Raw genomic sequence first — 17,110 nt, forward strand, 5'->3', positions numbered from 1 at the left:
CCGCTGTTCTTAGAACGAATGGTTTGTTGCTTATGGGCTTGCGACGCATAGAATGCCTTTTCCACGCACAACGGCAAAGGATGCGCGATGGCTCAGGATCAATGGAACAAGGTGGATGCGTATTTTTCGGCGACGCTGGTGCCGTCCGACGACGCGCTCGACGCCGCGCTCGCGGCGAGCGACGCGGCCGGGCTGCCGGCGATCAACGTCGCGCCGAACCAGGGCAAGCTGCTGCAGCTGCTCGCGACGATCCGCAGTGCGCGGCGCATCCTCGAGGTCGGCACGCTCGGCGGCTACAGCACGATCTGGCTCGCGCGCGCGCTGCCGCCGGACGGGCAGCTCGTCACGCTCGAACTGAATCCCGACCATGCGAAGGTCGCGACGCGGAACATCGCGCGTGCCGGGTTCGCGAGCATCGTGTCGGTCGTCGTCGGCAGCGCGAAGGACAGCCTCGCGCGGCTCGTCGATGCGGGCGAGGCGCCGTTCGACTTCATCTTCATCGACGCGGACAAGGACAGCAACGCCGTTTATCTGGACGCCGCGCTGAAGCTGTCGCGGCCCGGCACGGTGATCGTCGTCGACAACGTCGTGCGGGGCGGGCGCGTTGCCGACCCCGACAATCACGAGCCGGACGTCGTCGGCGTGCGCAACGGGTTCGCGCGGATCGTCGCCGAGCCGAACGTCGCGACGACCGCCGTGCAGACGGTCGGGCTGAAGGGCTGGGACGGGTTCTCGATCTCGATCGTCGGCGCGTGAGCGAGCCGACGCCCGTGCATCAGCGCGGGTTGTCGGTCGAACCGGCCGTTCGATACAGCCGCGGCCACTGATCCTGGAACAGCCCGTTGCACGCGCCGTGCATCGCGACGTCGCTCAGCACGAAGCGCTTGCCGTCGAACACCCACGACGCGCCCGACCCGCAATCGCCGGCGCTGCGCACGCGATCGAGGCTCGACAGCGTCGCATGCGCGGGATCGTAGATGGCTTCGGTCAACTGGTTCGAGAACGACGCCGGGTCGAGGCCCGCGCTGGCGTTCTCGCCGAAGTCGAGCGGCGTCGGCGCGTACGGCGCGCTACGGTGCACGCGATACCACAGGTCCGTATGGTTGTACGCGCTGCTCGTCTGACACGGGATCGACACGATCGCATCGGCGGTCGAGATCGCGGTGGCCGACGCGGCCTTGCGGCGATCGGGCGCCGACATTTCGTCGCCGGCATCGGCCGCGCAACGCTTCACGCTGCCGCCGAACTTGTCGAATACCGCATCGACGAGCGGGCGTTGTTCGGCGGGCGTGAGATCGGCCACGCGCGGCGCCGGAACGGGCGCGGGCGGCAGCGCCGGCGCGGCGGGCACCGCCGATGCGGGTTTGGCGCCCTTGCGCAGCAGCGCAGTGACCGTGCCGATGCGGCCCTGCGTGTCGTCGATCAGCAGCAGCGCGGCGTTGAGCCCCGCTAGCGAAACGCGCGGCGTCTGCGTGTCGGCCGGGTCGCCGAAACCGAGCACCTGCGCGTTGTGCGACATCGTCAGCCATGCGTCGACCGTCGCCGGATCGCGGGTGCGAATATGGAACGGATAGACGTCGTCGTCTTCGTCGCCCGTTTTCGCGACCGCGTGCCACTCGGCCGGCACTGCGTCGAACGGTTGACCGTCCGCGCGCGCGGTGCGCAGATCGAGCGGCGCCGACGCGAAGATCTCCAGCGACGGCCGCGCATCGGGGCCGGCGTCGCGCGCGAGCCGCAGGATCAGGCTGGTGCGCGTGTCGTCGATGTCGTCGTTGCCGCCCTCGGCAACGCAGTCATTCGCGTTGTCGCAGACGACCGACCAGTTCTTGAAATCGCGCGCGACCGGATGTTGCGCGGGGTCGCGTGCGGCAGCGGACAGCGACGCGGTGAGCAGGATGACGGCGACGGCAAGCGGGAGATGACGAAACATGACGGTTCGTATCGGCAATGACGGGGAGTAGGGCGGACGTCCGGTTGCAAGCGCATCGTAAGCGCGCGATGCGGATCGAGCGCGGCCGGACAGCATCGAGTATACCCGCTGCTGCGGCAGCGAATCGCGCGATGGCGATCGAAGGCGCGCACAAAGGGAAACGGCGCGATGCCTGCAGGCATCGCGCCGTTCGTTGGCGAGCGGGTGCCGGCAGCGCGCCCGCTATCCTTTCACGCACACCACCTGACGCAGCGTGTGCACCACTTCGACGAGGCTGCGCTGCGCCGCCATCACCGCATCGATGTCCTTGTAGGCCATCGGGATTTCATCGACGACGCCCGCATCTTTCCGGCATTCGACGCCACGCGTCGCGCTCACCTGGTCGTCGACCGTGAAGCGGCGCTTCGCTTCGGTCCGGCTCATCGCGCGGCCGGCGCCGTGGCTGCACGAACAGAAGCTCTCCGGGTTGCCGAGCCCGCGCACGATGAAGCTCTTCGCGCCCATCGAGCCCGGAATGATCCCGAGTTGCCCCTTCTGCGCGGACACCGCGCCCTTGCGGGTCACGAGCACGTCCTCGCCGAAGTGGCGTTCGCGCTGCACGTAGTTGTGGTGGCAGTTCACCGCGTGTTCGTCGACCCCGAACGGCTTGCCGATCGCGCCGCGCGCTGCGCCGATCACCGCGTCCATCATCGCCTGCCGGTTGCGGCGCGCGTAGTCCTGCGCCCAGCCGACCGCTTCGACGTAATCGTCGAAGTGCCGGCTGCCCTCGTTGAAGTACGCGAGGTTGCGATCCGGCAGGTTCGCGATGTGCTGCCGCATGTCGGCCTGCGCGAGTTCGATGAACAGGCTGCCGATCGCGTTGCCGACGCCGCGCGAGCCGCTATGCAGCATGAACCACACGCGATCGGCTTCGTCGATGCACACTTCGATGAAGTGGTTGCCGGTGCCGAGCGTGCCCAGATGCGCGTAGTGGTTCGTCTTCTCCAGCTTCGGATACTTGTCGACGATCCGCTGAAAACCCGGCAGCAGCGACTTCCAGGCATCCGTCACGGCGGCCGGCGTGCGATCGCCCCACGCACCCGGATCGCGGCGGCCCGGCGCGCGGCCGTGCGGCACCGCGCGTTCGATCGCGCCGCGCAGCCCGCCGAGCGAGTCCGGCAGATCGGCGGCGACGAGCGTCGTGCGCGCGGCCATCATCCCGCAGCCGATGTCGACGCCGACCGCCGCCGGGATGATCGCGCCCTGCGTCGGGATCACGCTGCCGATCGTCGAGCCCTTGCCGAGGTGCACGTCCGGCATCACCGCAACGTGCCTGAAGATGAACGGCATCTGCGCGGTGTTGCGCAATTGCGTGCGCGCGTCGTCCTCGACGGCGACGCCCTGCGTCCACATCTTCACCGGCTTGCCGTTCGCCAGTTCCATCACTTGATAATCGTCGTTGCTCATTGGCTTCACCATTCGTTCATGCGTCCGGCGCGGCGGCCATGCGCCGCGCCGTTTCATCCTGTTTCGCGCATCATGCGCCCTTGATGCTGACGAGTCCGTTCAGCACCTGGTCGAGACCGCCGAACACCGAGATGCGGTCGATCCGTTCCGCGACGCGCTCGAGCGTTTCCAGCTCCTTGAGCCGCAGCGCGGTCGGGTTCTCTTCCATCACCTTCGCGGTGTTCAGCAGCGAGCGGGTCGCCGCCGTTTCTTCACGGCGGCGGATCACGTTCGCCTGCGCGGCCTTTTCGGCTTCGACCACCTGCGCGAGGATCGTCTTCATGTCGCCCGGCAGCACGATATCCTTCACGCCGACGCTGCGCACCTCCACGCCCGACTGCTCGAGGCGTGTGCGCACCTGCGCGATCACGACGTCGTCGATCGCCTGCTTGTCCTCCAGCAGTTCGTCGAGCGAGCGCGTGCCGACGGCCGCGCGCAGCGCGAACTGCAGCTCGCGATACAGGTGTTCGAGCGGCTTCTGCAACTGGCCGAACGCATGCAGCACGTCCGCATAGCGCCACGTCGCCGACAGGTTCAGCCGCAGCGCGACCTTGTCGCGCGTCAGGATTTCCTGCCCCGCGACTTCGAGCGGCTGCAGGCGCAGGTCGACGAGCTCGACCGCCACGTCGCGGTTGAAGCGCCAGAACGCCGTCACGCCCGCGTCCAGCAGCCGCTCGATCTTGCCGTCGATCTTCAGTACGCCGACGTGATACGCCGGCACCTGCGCAAGCAGCACGCCCGTCAGCCCCGCCACGCCGCGCGCCCGCAGCGCCGGTTGCGCGATGCGCTTCGCGAGCGCGGCCGGCAGCATGCTGTCCTGCGCGAGATCGACACGCTCCAGACGGTGCGCGATCAGGCCGCGCCAGTACAGCCGGCGCGTGCCCGGCGGCAGGATCTCGACGAGCACGTCGTCTTCGTAGCGCAGGCCCGCTTCGTCGTCGGCCAGATCCATCGCGACGAAGTATCGCGCGAGCACGTCCGGTGCGTCGTGACGCAGGTAATCGGCCAGCGCGGCGTCGGCGAGCGGTGCGTCGAGACGCGCGGTCTGCACCGACAGGCGCTTGAACGGATCGAAGGCCTTGAACACGCCCGGTTCCAGCACCTTCACGAAATCGCCCTCATTCATCAGCAGCGCGCGTTCGTTCTTTTTCACTACATGACGCTTCCACATATTCTTGTCCTTTTCTTCAATGACCGCCGGACGACACGCATCGTACGGATCGGGGTGCGACGCGATCGGGCAGGCGGCGCGTTAGCCGGCGCTGCAGCACGCGGCGACGCATCCTGCATCGCGTCGTCGTGCGCATTCGCGCGGGCCGTCCGGCCGCCCGGCCGATCGCGCGGAACCGCAACCGGTTCGACGCGCGGCGGGCTTCGCGGCCCGCGCCGGCGGGTACTGCTTTCATCGGAAATTGCCCTTGCGGACAACGTTCGGACGGGATTCGAACCCGCCACACACCGGCTTGCGCCGGCTGCTCTACCTGTTGAGCTACCGAACAGTGGGCGCCCCGGGATTCGAACCCGGACGAAGCTGCCTCGCGCGCCCCTTTGCCTTCTTCTGTCCGTGGCGGCATGCACTGCCGCAACGAACGAGGTTCGGCGGCGGCGCACCAGCAGGGCTTGGTGAACCCTGGCTCGCGGGCCAGCGGGACATCCGGCGTCTTCTATTTAGCGAGGAGCGTGCCAGCGGCTGGCGAGGGCGGTAAGAATATCGGCAAGTGATTGAAATTAAAGGTGGATTTTTATTTTAGGGCGGCGGCGCGAAGAGGGCGCCATTACCGTGTCATCCAGGAATTTGGATACAATCGGATCGGCTTTTATCCCATGAGATAAACATGCGCAAAACCGTCGCCATCGGCTTTCTCGGCACCGTGCTCGATCAGGGCGGCCGCGCGCCGCGCCGTTACCGCAAGTGGCGGCCGACCGTGTCGCTCTGCCTGCAGCCGGATTTCGCGATCGACCGCCTCGAATTGCTGCATCCGCCGGGCTATACGCGCCTCGCCCAGCAGGTGCGCGACGATCTCGCGGAACTGTCGCCGCATACCGACGTGCGGCTCACGCCCATCACGATCCACGATCCGTGGGATTTCGAGGAGGTCTACGCGACGCTGCACGACTACGCGCGCGCCTATCCGTTCGATCTCGACCGCGAGGACTACCTGATCCACATCACGACCGGCACGCACGTCGCGCAGATCTGCTGGTTCCTGCTCGCGGAAGCGCGCTACCTGCCCGCGCGCCTCGTGCAAACCGGGCCGCCGCAGCAGACCGACGAAGGGCCGAGCGGGCCGGGCACGATGTCGGTGATCGATCTCGACCTGTCGCGCTACAACCGGATCGCGCAGCGCTTCACGCACGAGCGCGACGAAACGGTGTCGTTCCTGAAGGCCGGCATCGCGACGCGCAACGCGCGCTTCAACGCGCTGATCGAGCAACTGGAGCGCGTGGCCGTGCGCTCGCGCGCGCCGATGCTGCTCGTTGGCCCGACGGGCGCCGGCAAGTCGTTTCTCGCGAAACGCGTGTACGAGCTGAAGCGCGGCCGCCATCGGCTTGCGGGGCCGTTCATCGAGATCAACTGCGCGACGCTGCGCGGCGACGCGGCGATGTCCACGCTGTTCGGGCACGTGAAGGGCGCGTTCACCGGCGCGCAGTCCGCACGCGCGGGCCTGCTGCGCGCGGCGGACGGCGGCCTGCTGTTTCTCGACGAGATCGGCGAGCTCGGGCTCGACGAGCAGGCGATGCTGCTGAAGGCGATCGAGGAGAAGCGTTTCCTGCCGGTCGGCGCGGACGTCGAGGCGGCCAGCGATTTCGAGCTGATCGCCGGCACGCATCGCGACCTGCGGCAGATGGTGGCGGCCGGCACGTTCCGCGAGGATCTGTATGCGCGGATCAACCTGTGGACATACGAATTACCGGGGCTCGCCGAACGCCGCGAAGACATCGAGCCGAACCTCGAATTCGAGCTCGATCGTTTCGGCCGCGAGCAGGGCGAGCAGGTGCGCTTCAACGTGGAGGCGAAGCGGCGCTATCTCGCGTTCGCCGCATCGCCGCGCGCGACGTGGGCCGGCAATTTCCGCGAACTGTCCGCATCGGTGACGCGGATGGCGACGCTCGCCGATGCCGGGCGGATTACCGAGGACATCGCCGAACAGGAGGTCGATCGCCTGACGCGCACGTGGTCGTCGCCGGGCGACGGGCGGGCATCGGACGCGTGCGTCGACGCGGTGTTCGGTGCGCGCGCGGCGGAACTCGACCTGTTCGACCGCGTGCAGCTCGAACGCGTGCTGGATGTGTGCCGCATATCGGCGAGTGTGTCGGAAGCCGGACGCACGCTGTTCGCGGTGTCGCGCCTGAGCAAGAAGCAGCCGAACGACGCGGACCGGCTGCGCAAGTATCTCGCGCGGTTCGGGCTCGATTGGGACAGCGTGCGGCAGGCGCTGGGATGAGTCGGGCGGCGGCGCGAGCGCGCCGCCTCGGCCCGTTCACGCGCGGCAGATCGCGATGATCTCCACGCTTGCCGCTTCGTCGAACGGCGCACCGTGCCAGTCGCCGCACCAGGCGGTCGCGGAGAAGCCGGCGGCCGCGATGCGTGCCTGCAGGTCGGCTTGCGCGACGAAGCGCAGCCGGCTTGCGTTCGTCACCTGCAGATCGTCGCGATGAAATCGGTAGACCGTATCGAACGACACGATCGGGCCGTCGATCGCGGTCACTGCGTGGTGGAGTTCGACCACGCCGAACTCGGGCGAAGCGACACGGCATGCCGACGCTTGCGGGTTCCACGCATGCCACGGCTCGGCACGTGGATTACGCGTGTCGAACAGGAAGCGGCCGTTGTCGGCCAGCATGCGCCGCACGCTGCGCAGCGTCGCGTCGATTGCCGCGTCGGTCAGCAGACACTGGAACGCGTGCCCGGTCATCACGACGGCATCGAACGATGCGCCCGGCGGCAGGCCGTCGAGATCGCACGGGAGCCAGCGCACCGCGTCGGCGCCGGGCTGGCGTCGCGCGTACGCGATCATCGCCGGGGCGGGATCGATGGCGACGACGTCGTGCCCGGCCGCCGCGAGCCGGCGCGCGAACGTGCCGGTGCCGCAGCCGAGATCGAGAATCCGTTGCCGCGCAGTGCCGATGCGCGACGCGTAGAACGCGAAATCGCGATCGCCCGCGTTGAACAGGTCGTAGACCGCGACGAGGCGCGGGTCGGTATAAAGAACGTCGCCTGCGGGCGCGGCGCGGAACGTCATGCGCGCGTTCGCGTCAGCGCTGCTGCACTGCCACCCGCAGCCCGAGCGTGATGAAGATCGTGCCGATGATCTTCCCCTGCCAGCGCGTGAGCCATGCGAGCCGCTTCACGAGGCGGCCGAGCGGGCGGATCGAGCAGGCGATCAGCGTCGTGTAGAGCGAGCTGAGCACGACGAAGATCAGCCCGAGCACCGCGAACTGCACGAACGACGAGCCGTGCTCCGGGTGCACGAACTGCGGCATGAACGCGAGGAAGAACAGCGCGGTCTTCGGGTTCAGCACTTCGGCGGGAATCGCCTGCAGATAGGCCTTCAGCGGCGTGACGGGCGCCACCTTCGGCAGCGACGGATCGGACGGCCTGTCGAGCAGCGCGCGCACGCCGAGGTAGATCAGGTACGCGGCGCCCACCAGTTTCACGACGTTGAACGCGAGCGCCGACGTCATCAGCAGCGCGGACAACCCGACGGCCGCGAACAGCGTATGCACGAAATCGCCGCTCGCGACGCCGAGCCCGGTCAGGATGCCGGTCTTGCGCCCGCCCTGCACGGTACGGCTCAGCACGAGCAGCACGGCGGGGCCGGGGATCAGGAACAGGCCCAGGACGACGGCGATGAAGGTGGTCAGCGTGGTCAGGTCGAACATGGCGGCTCCGGCAAGGTTGGCGCAGCGGCGAGGGGATCGGCGCATTGTATTCGGATCGGCGCGGGGCTGCAGACGCCGGCCGGGAACCGCACGGCCGCGTCCGCGCCTTTCTGGTATAAGCACGCATAGGCACGACAAGGCCGCACGGGCACGCCGTCCGGCCGCTTCCGACACCATCGCTCCATGCGCAACCTGCCCGCCGTTACCGATCCCGCTGCCGACGCCGACGTCTATCACGTGCCGCGTCCGCTCGTCGTGTTCGGCGGCTCGGTGGTCGAGCCCGAGTGGCGGCTCGAGCGGCACAGCCATCCGCAGGCGCAACTGCTGTACACGCTGAGCGGCGTCATCTATTGCGAGATCGACGGCGGCGTGTGGAGCGCGCCGCCGCAATGCACGGTGTGGATTCCGGGCGGCGTCACGCATTCGGCGCGGGGCTCGGCCGGCGCGACGTTCTACGCGGTGCTGGTCGAGCCCGATGCGGCGCCCGACCTGCCGGCGCGCTGCTGCACGCTCGGCATGTCGCCGCTGCTGCGCGAGCTGCTGCTGAAGGCCGCGAGCTTCCCGAGCCTGTACGACGTCGACGGCCCGCAGGGGCGACTGATGGCGACGCTGCTCGACGAGCTCGTCGCGGCGCCGGTGGAAGACCTGTACCTGCCGATGCCGGCCGACCGCCGGCTGCGCAAGCTGATCGATCACCTCCTCGACGATCCCGCCGACAAGTCGCCGCTGCCCGAACTCGCGCGTCGCGCGGGCGTCAGCGAGCGCAGCCTCACGCGGCTCGCCGTGAAGGAGCTCGGCATGAGCCTCGGCGACTGGCGCCGGCGGCTGCACGTCGCGCTGTCGCTGCGCATGCTGACGGCGGGCCGCCGCGTGCATCAGATCGCGATCGATCTCGGCTACGAGAGCGCGAGCAGCTTCGTGACGATGTTCCGCAAGGCAACCGGCAAGTCGCCGACCCAATACCTGACCGACCGGCAGCGCTGAGCGCGGTTGGCCGGATCGAACAAGCGGTTGGCCGGCACGCGACATGACGGGATGGGCGTTGATCTCTAACATGAGAATCATTCTCATCTGGAGGTCGACATGCAGATCGTCACGAATGAATTCCCGTTGGTGTGGCTGCGTTACGCGCGTTCGCCGTCGAGCGAACCCGCGCACGTGCTGGCCGAACTCGATGCGTTGTTCGCGCGTCGGGAACGCTTCGTTTTACTGACCGATGATGCGCCGTCTGGCGACGATCGCGATGCGCAGGATCACGAAATGCGCAAGCAGCTCGCGAAATGGAGCAAGGCGAATCGCGCGCGGTCGCGCGAATGGATTCCCGCGATGATCGCGATCGAACCCGATGCGCAGCGTCGCGCGGCGCTCGATGCGTTCTCGGGCGCATTCGAGAAGGTCTGGGGTTATCCGCTGAACGCGGCGGCGGATCGTGACGAGGCGCTCGCGCTGGCGCGGCAACTGCTCGCCGTGCCGGCGCCCGGGGCCGCGGCCGCGCACGACTGAACCGTTCGCCGCGCCGGCGGCGCGGCTTTCTCACCGACCGGCATGCGTCGCAGCGCGCTTCGCGCGCGTCGCGTCATGCCGCATTTCCCGGGAGTTTCCGGTGGACAATCCGATTCGCGCGATGCGCATCTTCACGCGCATCGTCGAGATGAACAGCTTTACGCGCGCGGCGCACGCGCTCGGCATTTCGCGCGCAACCGCGACGCGCACCGTGCAGGAACTCGAGGCGGCGCTCGGCATGCCGTTGCTGGTGCGTACGACCCGCGCGCTGCGGGCGACGCCCGAAGGCGACGCGTATTACCAGCGGTGCCGGCGCATCACCGCGGACGTCGACGAGCTCGAAGCGAGCCTGCGCAATGCGGCGCGGCATCCGAGCGGGCCGTTGCGCGTCGAGCTGCCGGGATCGGTGGCGGGCGCGATCGTGTTGCCGGCGCTCGGCACGTTCCATGCGCGCCATCCCGAGCTCGTGCTGTTGCTGGGCGTGTCCGGACGCGCGGCCGACCTGATCGGCGATGCGGTCGACTGCAGCATCCGGCTGGGCGCGCTGCCCGATTCGTCGCTGGTGGCGCGCCCGCTCGGCGCACTCGAGCGCGTGACGTGCGCGAGCCCCGCGTATCTCGAACGCTGCGGCGTGCCGCGCTCGCTCGACGCACTTGCCGGGCATCGCGCGGTCAACGGCGCGTTCGCGTCCGGCCAGCGCGCGGCCGAACTCGAGTTCGCGATCGACGGCGCGGTGCGCAAGATCCGGCTCGACGGCGTCGTCAGCGTCGACGACGAGCATGCGTACCTGTCGTGCGGCGTGCATGGCCTCGGGCTGATCCAGCCGCCGCGTGTCGTCGCGCAGCCGCTGATCGACGCGGGGCAGTTGCGGGAAGTGTTGCCGCGATGGCGGCCGGGTGCGGTTCCGGTGTCGGCCGTCTATGCGAAGCGCCGCCACGTGTCGCCCGGGGTACGCGCGTTCGTCGACTGGATCGCGGAGCGCTTCGCGGATGCGGCGCGGGACGGGGCGCGAGACGGGGCGGGCGTGAGCGCACCCGGGGCAGCGGGGCGGCAGATGGCGGCTGCCGCGAGCGCCGCGTGCGAGCCCGACGCGGACGGCAGGCTGGCGGCCGCGGCGTGATGGCGGGGCGGCGAATGGATGAAGGGGGCTCAGGCGCCCGCGAGGCGGAAGGCGTCGGCCATGTGCTCCTGCTCCCGGGCAGAAAGCGCGAGTCGTGTCGCGAGCGTGCGCCATTGGCCGACGACGCCGCGGAAGTCGTCGATGATCTCGTCGGCATCCTTCAGGCTCAGCCGGAAATATTCACATACCTCGCGGGCGAGTTCGAGGTTCAGCGCGTTGTCGGTTTCCGTGATATTGAGCTTGAGACCATCGGCGACGGCGACGGGGTTCATGTCGTAGGCTGCGGAGAGTCGCCAGCCTGCAGCCGGTTCGAGAATGAACCCGTGATTGCGAAGATGGTCGTCGGTATTCGAGACGAGCAGGTTGAAGACGATCCGGGCCCATAGTTCGCGCAGGTCGGCATTCGGTTGCGCGCCGTGTCGCATGAGAACTTCCGCCAGTTCCAGGTAGCTGACGCCGGTGGATGCATCGTCGCCGTCGACGTGGCCGGTCATCGTCATGGCCGATGCAAAATGCAGCCGGCGACCATCGGCAGTCCGATCGAAGCGTCGCACCAGGAAGCAGTGATAGTCGCTGACGAATTTTCGCGCTTCGGCGTGGGCGACGTTCAGGCCGCAGCCGACCGCCAGTGCGTTGACGACCATTTCCCAGCCGCCCACGTCGTAGCTGTCTCGCGCGCTCGGGAATTTCGCGATATACAGATGCCCGCGATCGTCGGCCACGCTGGCTTTCGGTCTTGCGCCACCGAGCGAGCCTCCGGGTGCGATGAGCATCGATAGCCAATCGCGACCGTTCGGGGCGATGTTGTCGACGTCTTCCTCCAGTGCCCGACTGGCTTGCTCCAGTTGACGAATCTCCGCAAACGGCGGCGCGGCGAGATCGATGCGGTCATCGAGAAATTCTCCGGTGTCGTCGAGCTTGTAGCGCAATGCGCCGACCCGATAGAGATCATGGACGCCGAGCAGGTAGTCCGACTCATGGAGTCGCGTACCCTTCGGTCGCAGACCTGCGCGAATGTCACGCTCCAGCCGGCGATCCATCAGCATGCGGCCCCACCGATCGGGGCTCGAATCGGCGAACGCGCCGAACGCGTTCCGTGGCGGAACCGGATATTGCGGCCCTTCGAAGAGGCCGATGCCGGGGTCGAGCTGCACGCCAGCGAGTTCGGGCGCGGCCAGCGCAGCCGCGTCGTACTGGAATTCGAACCGTTCGCTGGCACGTGTCTGTCGACCGTGCAGAAGACCGAGTTTCAGGGGAGCGGACAGGCTGCTCCAGTCCGCGTAGACGGAGAGGGTCGTCATTTCTTGGTCGGCCCCTCATGTCGCCTGCCCACGGGTTTCAGCAATGCGGCCAGATCCGCAGCGGTCGTGCCGCGATTGTCGTCAGGCACTGCGCGATCGGATGCCGTTGTTGCTGTTCCCTCGGCTCGGGTGGCGGGGGAGACGCGCGCGCGCGCGTGCCTGTCGGGCGTGCGCGACGCTGCTGCGGCCGCTGGAGGCACGGCCTGCTTCGCGTGCCGTGGCGTGGCGAGGCGGGCGTCCTGAAGCTGACGGCCGAGCGGGTCCGATGCGGCCAGCTTTTCCAGATCGGCCTGGAGCCCGAGCGCCTGCATGACGGAAAGATAGGCGCCCATCGTGACGCCCGAACCGCCTGCCTCGAGCGAGCGAAGCGTCATCGGCGACATGCCGGCGCGCTCCGCGACCTGCTTGGCCGTCAGCTTTCGGCGCAGGCGCGCCAATTTCAACCGCTCGCCGAAGTCGACGAGCAGCCGACTGGATGCCGGCAAGAGCGGGGCAGTTTTCTTGGCCATGGCTAGAGCTAATATTTCAGCGCTTTTTACACGATAACGCCAAAATAATAGCACTTCGGTGGCTCGAGCGAGTGTTGTTTCGATCCGGTGGCGCGAGCGGAAGTGTAAATATTCTGGCGTTTTTTAGGAAAAATTGCCGAAATATTAGCATTGTACCGGTCGGCTGATTCGACGCGAGACGCGGGTATCACTTCGTTCCGGAGCGTGCATGGGCGGCTCGGCCACCCGCACCCCGCACCCGGTCACCCTCCCAGTTCCCCCGCCAGAAACTCGACGAACGCGCGAATCCGCGTCGACATCTGATGCCGTTGCGCATACACCGCGTAGATGTCCGCGCTCGGCGTCTCGTAGTCCGGCAGCACGACGACGAGCCGCCCGTCGGCCAGATAGTCGCGAATGTCCCATTCCGCGCGCATCAGGATCCCGTGCCCGTCGAGCGCCCACTTCATCGCGATCTCGCCGTCGTTCGTCGTCAGGTTGCCGTTGATCCGCACCGCTTCGGTGTTGCGCGCCGTGCCGCGCCCGCTCGTCAGGCGCCAGATTCCGTAACCTTCGTCGCCCTGCCGGATGCCGATGCAGTTGTGTCGCGTCAGCTCGTGCGGCGTGCCGGGCGTCCCGTGCCGCGCGAGATACGCGGGCGCCGCGCACAGCAGCCGGCGGTTCGGCGCGAGCCGCCGCGCGACCACGCGCGTGTCGGGCGGCTCGCCGAAGCGGATGCACACGTCGAACGCGTCGTCGGTGAGCGGCGGCGGCATCACCGACAACTGCAGCTGCACCGACACCTCCGGATAACGCGTGACGAAGCGCGAGATCGCCGGCCCGACGTGGCTGCGCCCGAAGCCGAGCGTCGCGTTCACGCGCAGCAGCCCCTTCGGCCGCTGCTTCGCGCTGCCGAGCAGTTCGCCCAGCTCGTCCATCTGGTCGAGGATCCGGCGCGCATAGTCGAGATACACGTCGCCTTCGGGCGTCAGCATCATGCGCCGCGTCGTGCGGTTGACGAGCGTCACGCCCGCGCGCCGCTCCATCTGCGTGAGCCGCTTGCTGACGGCCGCCGCGGTCAGCCCGAGCTCGCGCGCGGCCGCGCTCAGGCTGCCCGACGCGGCCAGCGTCGAGAAGAAGCCGAGATCGGCCGGCTGCACGGTATCCGTCATGACTGGATTCATGAATTGAAGTTAAAGATGCTTTGAGTCTAGCACCGGTTCCTGCGCTCCTGGTTGGGTACAGTGCGTTCACGCTCATGATCAATCGAGGATGTCAGCATGAAGACCTACCGTATCGCGACCATTCCCGGCGACGGCATCGGCAAGGAAGTGGTGCCGGCTGGCAAGCAGGTGCTGGAAGCGCTGGCTCGCGGCAGCGAGCGCTTTGCGTTCGAGTTCGAGGATTTCGACTGGGGCGCCGACTACTACCGCCAGCACGGCGCGATGATGCCGGCCGATGGCCTTGACGCGCTGCGCGGCAAGGACGCGATCCTGTTCGGCTCGGCCGGCGACCCGGACGTGCCCGACCACGTGACGCTGTGGGGCCTGCGCCTGAAGATCTGCCAGGGCTTCGACCAGTACGCGAACGTGCGCCCGACGCGCATCCTGCCCGGCATCGACGCGCCGCTGAAGCGCTGCGGCCCGGACGACCTGAACTGGGTGATCGTGCGCGAGAACTCGGAAGGCGAATACGCGGGCGTCGGCGGCCGCGTGCACCAGGGTCATCCGATCGAGGCCGCGACCGACGTGTCGATCCTCACCCGCGCCGGCGTCGAGCGCATCATGCGCTTCGCGTTCCGCCTCGCGCAGTCGCGTCCGCGCAAGCTGCTGACCGTCATCACGAAGAGCAACGCGCAGCGTCACGCGATGGTGATGTGGGACGAGATCGCGAAGCAGATCGCGCAGGAATTCCCCGACGTCACGTGGGACAAGGAACTCGTCGATGCCGCGACCGCGCGCATGGTGAACCGCCCGGCGTCGCTCGACACGATCGTCGCGACGAACCTGCACGCGGACATCCTCAGCGATCTGGCCGCCGCGCTCGCCGGCAGCCTCGGCATCGCGCCGACCGGCAACATCGATCCCGAGCGCCGCTATCCGTCGATGTTCGAGCCGATCCACGGTTCCGCGTTCGACATCATGGGCAAGGGGCTCGCGAATCCGGTCGGCACGTTCTGGTCGGTGGTGATGCTGCTCGAGCATCTCGGCGAGACGGAAGCGGCCGCGCGCGTGATGCAGGCGATCGAGGCCGTCACGGCCGACCCGTCGCTGCATACGCGCGATCTCGGCGGCCGCGCGACGACCGCGCAGGTGACGGCGGCCGTCTGCGAGCGCGTCGCGAACGCGGCGGTCGCAGCCTGACGGCAACGAGGCGGACGACGATCGCCTTTCGTCCGCCGCCAGCGGAAATCGATTGCCCGCGACTCGCGCATTCGACGCGAGCCGGGCGCCGGCGCACGCGCTTCGCCGCGGCGCCGGTCAGCGCTCGTAGAGCACCCGCCGGGCACCCGCGGACAGGGGCACGGCTCGACCTCGAAGAAGGAGGAGACACATGCAAGCGGATCTGGAAACCCGCGTCGCGCGGAAACTGATGTGGCGCATCATTCCGTTCGTGATGCTGCTTTACTTCGTCAGCTTTCTCGATCGCGTCAACGTCGGCTTCGCGGCGATGACGATGAACAAGGCGATCGGCCTGTCGCCGACCGCGTTCGGACTGGGCGGCGGCCTGTTCTTCATCGGCTACTTCCTCTTCGAAGTGCCCTCCAACCTGATTCTCCACCGCGTCGGCGCACGTATCTGGATCGCGCGCGTGATGATCACGTGGGGCATCGTGTCGGCGGTATCCGCATTCGTGACCGGGCCGACGAGCTTCTACGCATTGCGCTTCCTGCTCGGCATGGCCGAGGCCGGCTTCTTCCCCGGCATCATCCTGTACCTGAGCCTGTGGTTCCCCGCGAAGCAACGCGCGGTGGCCGCCGCATGGTTCATGGCGGCCGCGCCGATCTCGACCGCGATCGGCTCGCCGCTGTCGGGCGCGATCATGCAGATGCCGCCGATGTTCGGGCTCGCCGACTGGCAGATGCTGTACATCGTCGAGGCGCTGCCGGCGGTCGTGCTCGGCTTCGTGGTGCTGAAGTGCCTGACCGATGCGCCGTCGAAGGCCGCATGGCTGAAGGCGGACGAGCGCGACTGGCTGATCGCGAAGCTGAAGTCGGAAGCCGACGCGCGGCACACGCACGCCGGGCACACGGCCGGCGCGTGGCAGGCGCTGCGCGACCCGCGTGTGCTGGCGCTCGCGCTGATCTACTTCGGCACGTCGGCGGGCCTCTATACGCTCGGCCTGTGGGCGCCGCTGATGGTCAAGCAGTTCGGCTTCACCGCATTGCAGACGGGCCTGCTGACCGGCATTCCGAGCATCGCCGCCGTCGTCGCGATGATCGTGTGGGCGCGCCATTCGGACCGCCGCGGCGAGCGCACGTGGCACGTCGTGATTCCGTGCGTGCTCGCATGCGTCGGCTTCGTGTTCGCGGGGCAGGCAAGCACCGCGCTGCTGACCGTGCTCGCGCTGGTGGTCGTCAACATCGGGATCAGCGCCGCGAAGGCGCCGTTGTGGGCGATGCCGAGCGCGTTCCTGTCAGGCGCCGGTGCGGCCGCGGGGATCGCGATGATCAACTCGATCGGCAACCTCGGCGGGTTCGTCGGGCCGTTCGCGATCGGCTGGCTCAAGCACGTGACGGGCGGGTATGCGGCCGGGCTGTACGTGGTGGCCGGCACGCTCGCGGTGTCGGCGATCGTCACGCTGCTGCTGAGCCGCAAGGGGGCGCGCGAAGCGGTCGTGCCGGGCGTGCAGCACCATCATTGAAGACGGCGCGCGCCTGCGTCACGCTGCCGGAAGCGCCGCGCGGCGTGCGATCTCCTCCGCGCACGCATCGGCGGACGCGTTCGACGTATCGACGAAGCAATCGCTGAACGCGCGCGCCGCATACCCTTCCCGATACATCTCGGCGATACGTTGCCGCTCCCAGCCGGTTAACGTGCGCGTGCCGCGATCCGACGCGGCGACCGCTTCGGGCGGCGCGAGCGTCGCGACGAACAGCCGCGCATCGCGCGCGTCGCAGGCCGCGCGCAGCCGCTCGAATTCCGCTTCGCCGATCGGATAGGCGATCACCAGATGACGTTCGCGCGCATGCGCGATGCCGGTGACGAGGCGCTCCAGCGCGATCGCCCACTGCGCGTGGCGCGGGGCGTCCTCGGGTGCGTCGTGATCGTCGCCGTCGATGAAGCGCGCATCGGGCAGCATGCGGGCGAGTGCGCGACCGATCGTCGTCTTGCCGCTGTTGATCGGGCCGTTCACGTGAATGACGAGGAGGGAAGTCATGAGCCGGGTCGGGAATCGA

At 68.2% G+C, this 17,110-nt stretch carries 16 protein-coding genes and 1 tRNA gene; 7 read left to right on the forward strand and 10 right to left on the reverse strand.

Going from position 1 to position 17,110, the window contains the following annotated elements; all coding sequences use genetic code 11:
- Window positions 1–87: 87 nt before the first annotated feature.
- Window positions 88–756, forward strand: coding sequence for an O-methyltransferase (locus BME24068_RS17750; RefSeq protein ID WP_174926849.1), 669 nt, complete (start codon window positions 88–90; stop codon window positions 754–756).
- 19 nt (window positions 757–775) lie between these two features.
- Here the strand turns inward: BME24068_RS17750 and BME24068_RS17755 are convergent, their stop codons facing one another.
- The 4 genes from BME24068_RS17755 to BME24068_RS17770 form a co-directional block, all read right to left on the reverse strand.
- Window positions 776–1,930 (reverse strand): DUF1176 domain-containing protein, encoded by a 1,155-nt coding sequence (locus tag BME24068_RS17755; RefSeq protein ID WP_174926850.1) that lies wholly within the window; start codon window positions 1,928–1,930, stop codon window positions 776–778.
- A 222-nt stretch (window positions 1,931–2,152) separates the two neighbouring features.
- Window positions 2,153–3,376: an RtcB family protein gene (locus tag BME24068_RS17760; RefSeq protein ID WP_174926851.1), complete on the reverse strand. Its 1,224-nt coding sequence runs from the start codon at window positions 3,374–3,376 to the stop codon at window positions 2,153–2,155.
- A gap of 70 nt (window positions 3,377–3,446) precedes the next feature.
- Window positions 3,447–4,586 carry a slipin family protein gene (locus BME24068_RS17765; protein ID WP_174926852.1) on the reverse strand — a complete coding sequence of 380 codons (1,140 nt, stop codon included), beginning with the start codon at window positions 4,584–4,586 and terminating at the stop codon, window positions 3,447–3,449.
- 256 nt (window positions 4,587–4,842) lie between these two features.
- Window positions 4,843–4,914, reverse strand: a tRNA-Cys gene (locus BME24068_RS17770).
- A gap of 336 nt (window positions 4,915–5,250) precedes the next feature.
- On the opposite strand from BME24068_RS17770, the gene rtcR reads away from it, so the two are divergent.
- On the forward strand, window positions 5,251–6,861 hold the full coding sequence (rtcR, locus tag BME24068_RS17775) for an RNA repair transcriptional activator RtcR (RefSeq protein WP_174926853.1): 1,611 nt from the start codon (window positions 5,251–5,253) through the stop codon (window positions 6,859–6,861).
- A gap of 36 nt (window positions 6,862–6,897) precedes the next feature.
- On the opposite strand, the gene BME24068_RS17780 is transcribed toward rtcR, so the two are convergent.
- Both BME24068_RS17780 and BME24068_RS17785 read right to left on the reverse strand, forming a co-directional pair.
- A complete protein-coding gene (locus BME24068_RS17780; RefSeq protein ID WP_174926854.1) occupies window positions 6,898–7,659 on the reverse strand; it encodes a class I SAM-dependent methyltransferase in 762 nt (253 codons plus the stop codon).
- 13 nt (window positions 7,660–7,672) lie between these two features.
- Window positions 7,673–8,299, reverse strand: coding sequence for a LysE family translocator (locus BME24068_RS17785; RefSeq protein ID WP_096505700.1), 627 nt, complete (start codon window positions 8,297–8,299; stop codon window positions 7,673–7,675).
- Window positions 8,300–8,482: 183 nt separating this feature from the next.
- On the opposite strand from BME24068_RS17785, the gene BME24068_RS17790 reads away from it, so the two are divergent.
- From BME24068_RS17790 to BME24068_RS17800, 3 genes are all read left to right on the forward strand, one after another.
- On the forward strand, window positions 8,483–9,283 hold the full coding sequence (locus BME24068_RS17790) for an AraC family transcriptional regulator (RefSeq protein WP_174926855.1): 801 nt from the start codon (window positions 8,483–8,485) through the stop codon (window positions 9,281–9,283).
- 99 nt (window positions 9,284–9,382) lie between these two features.
- Window positions 9,383–9,802: an ATP--cob(I)alamin adenosyltransferase gene (locus BME24068_RS17795; RefSeq protein WP_096505696.1), complete on the forward strand. Its 420-nt coding sequence runs from the start codon at window positions 9,383–9,385 to the stop codon at window positions 9,800–9,802.
- Between the two features lie 100 nt (window positions 9,803–9,902).
- Complete coding sequence (locus BME24068_RS17800; protein WP_174926856.1) at window positions 9,903–10,922, forward strand: LysR family transcriptional regulator; 1,020 nt, start codon at window positions 9,903–9,905, stop codon at window positions 10,920–10,922.
- A 29-nt stretch (window positions 10,923–10,951) separates the two neighbouring features.
- On the opposite strand, the gene BME24068_RS17805 is transcribed toward BME24068_RS17800, so the two are convergent.
- From BME24068_RS17805 to BME24068_RS17815, 3 genes are all read right to left on the reverse strand, one after another.
- Window positions 10,952–12,223, reverse strand: coding sequence for a type II toxin-antitoxin system HipA family toxin (locus BME24068_RS17805; protein ID WP_174926857.1), 1,272 nt, complete (start codon window positions 12,221–12,223; stop codon window positions 10,952–10,954).
- Complete coding sequence (locus BME24068_RS17810; RefSeq protein ID WP_174926858.1) at window positions 12,220–12,732, reverse strand: helix-turn-helix domain-containing protein; 513 nt, start codon at window positions 12,730–12,732, stop codon at window positions 12,220–12,222. The genes BME24068_RS17805 and BME24068_RS17810 overlap by 4 nt, the downstream gene beginning before the upstream one ends.
- Before the next feature lie 242 nt (window positions 12,733–12,974).
- Window positions 12,975–13,883 carry a LysR family transcriptional regulator gene (locus BME24068_RS17815; RefSeq protein WP_174926859.1) on the reverse strand — a complete coding sequence of 303 codons (909 nt, stop codon included), beginning with the start codon at window positions 13,881–13,883 and terminating at the stop codon, window positions 12,975–12,977.
- A 108-nt stretch (window positions 13,884–13,991) separates the two neighbouring features.
- Here BME24068_RS17815 and BME24068_RS17820 point away from each other — a divergent pair, with 108 nt between their 5' ends.
- Both BME24068_RS17820 and BME24068_RS17825 read left to right on the forward strand, forming a co-directional pair.
- Complete coding sequence (locus BME24068_RS17820) at window positions 13,992–15,074, forward strand: tartrate dehydrogenase (protein WP_174926860.1); 1,083 nt, start codon at window positions 13,992–13,994, stop codon at window positions 15,072–15,074.
- Between the two features lie 190 nt (window positions 15,075–15,264).
- The gene (locus BME24068_RS17825; RefSeq protein ID WP_174926861.1) at window positions 15,265–16,575 is read left to right on the forward strand and encodes an MFS transporter; all 1,311 of its coding nucleotides are present in this window, start codon (window positions 15,265–15,267) and stop codon (window positions 16,573–16,575) included.
- 18 nt (window positions 16,576–16,593) lie between these two features.
- Here BME24068_RS17825 and BME24068_RS17830 read toward each other — a convergent pair whose 3' ends face one another.
- Window positions 16,594–17,091, reverse strand: a complete 498-nt coding sequence (locus BME24068_RS17830; RefSeq protein WP_174926862.1) for a nucleoside/nucleotide kinase family protein — start codon at window positions 17,089–17,091, stop codon at window positions 16,594–16,596.
- Window positions 17,092–17,110 lie beyond the last annotated feature (19 nt).

Origin of the sequence: Burkholderia anthina, assembly GCF_902498995.1 — a bacterium.
Classification (GTDB): domain Bacteria; phylum Pseudomonadota; class Gammaproteobacteria; order Burkholderiales; family Burkholderiaceae; genus Burkholderia; species Burkholderia anthina.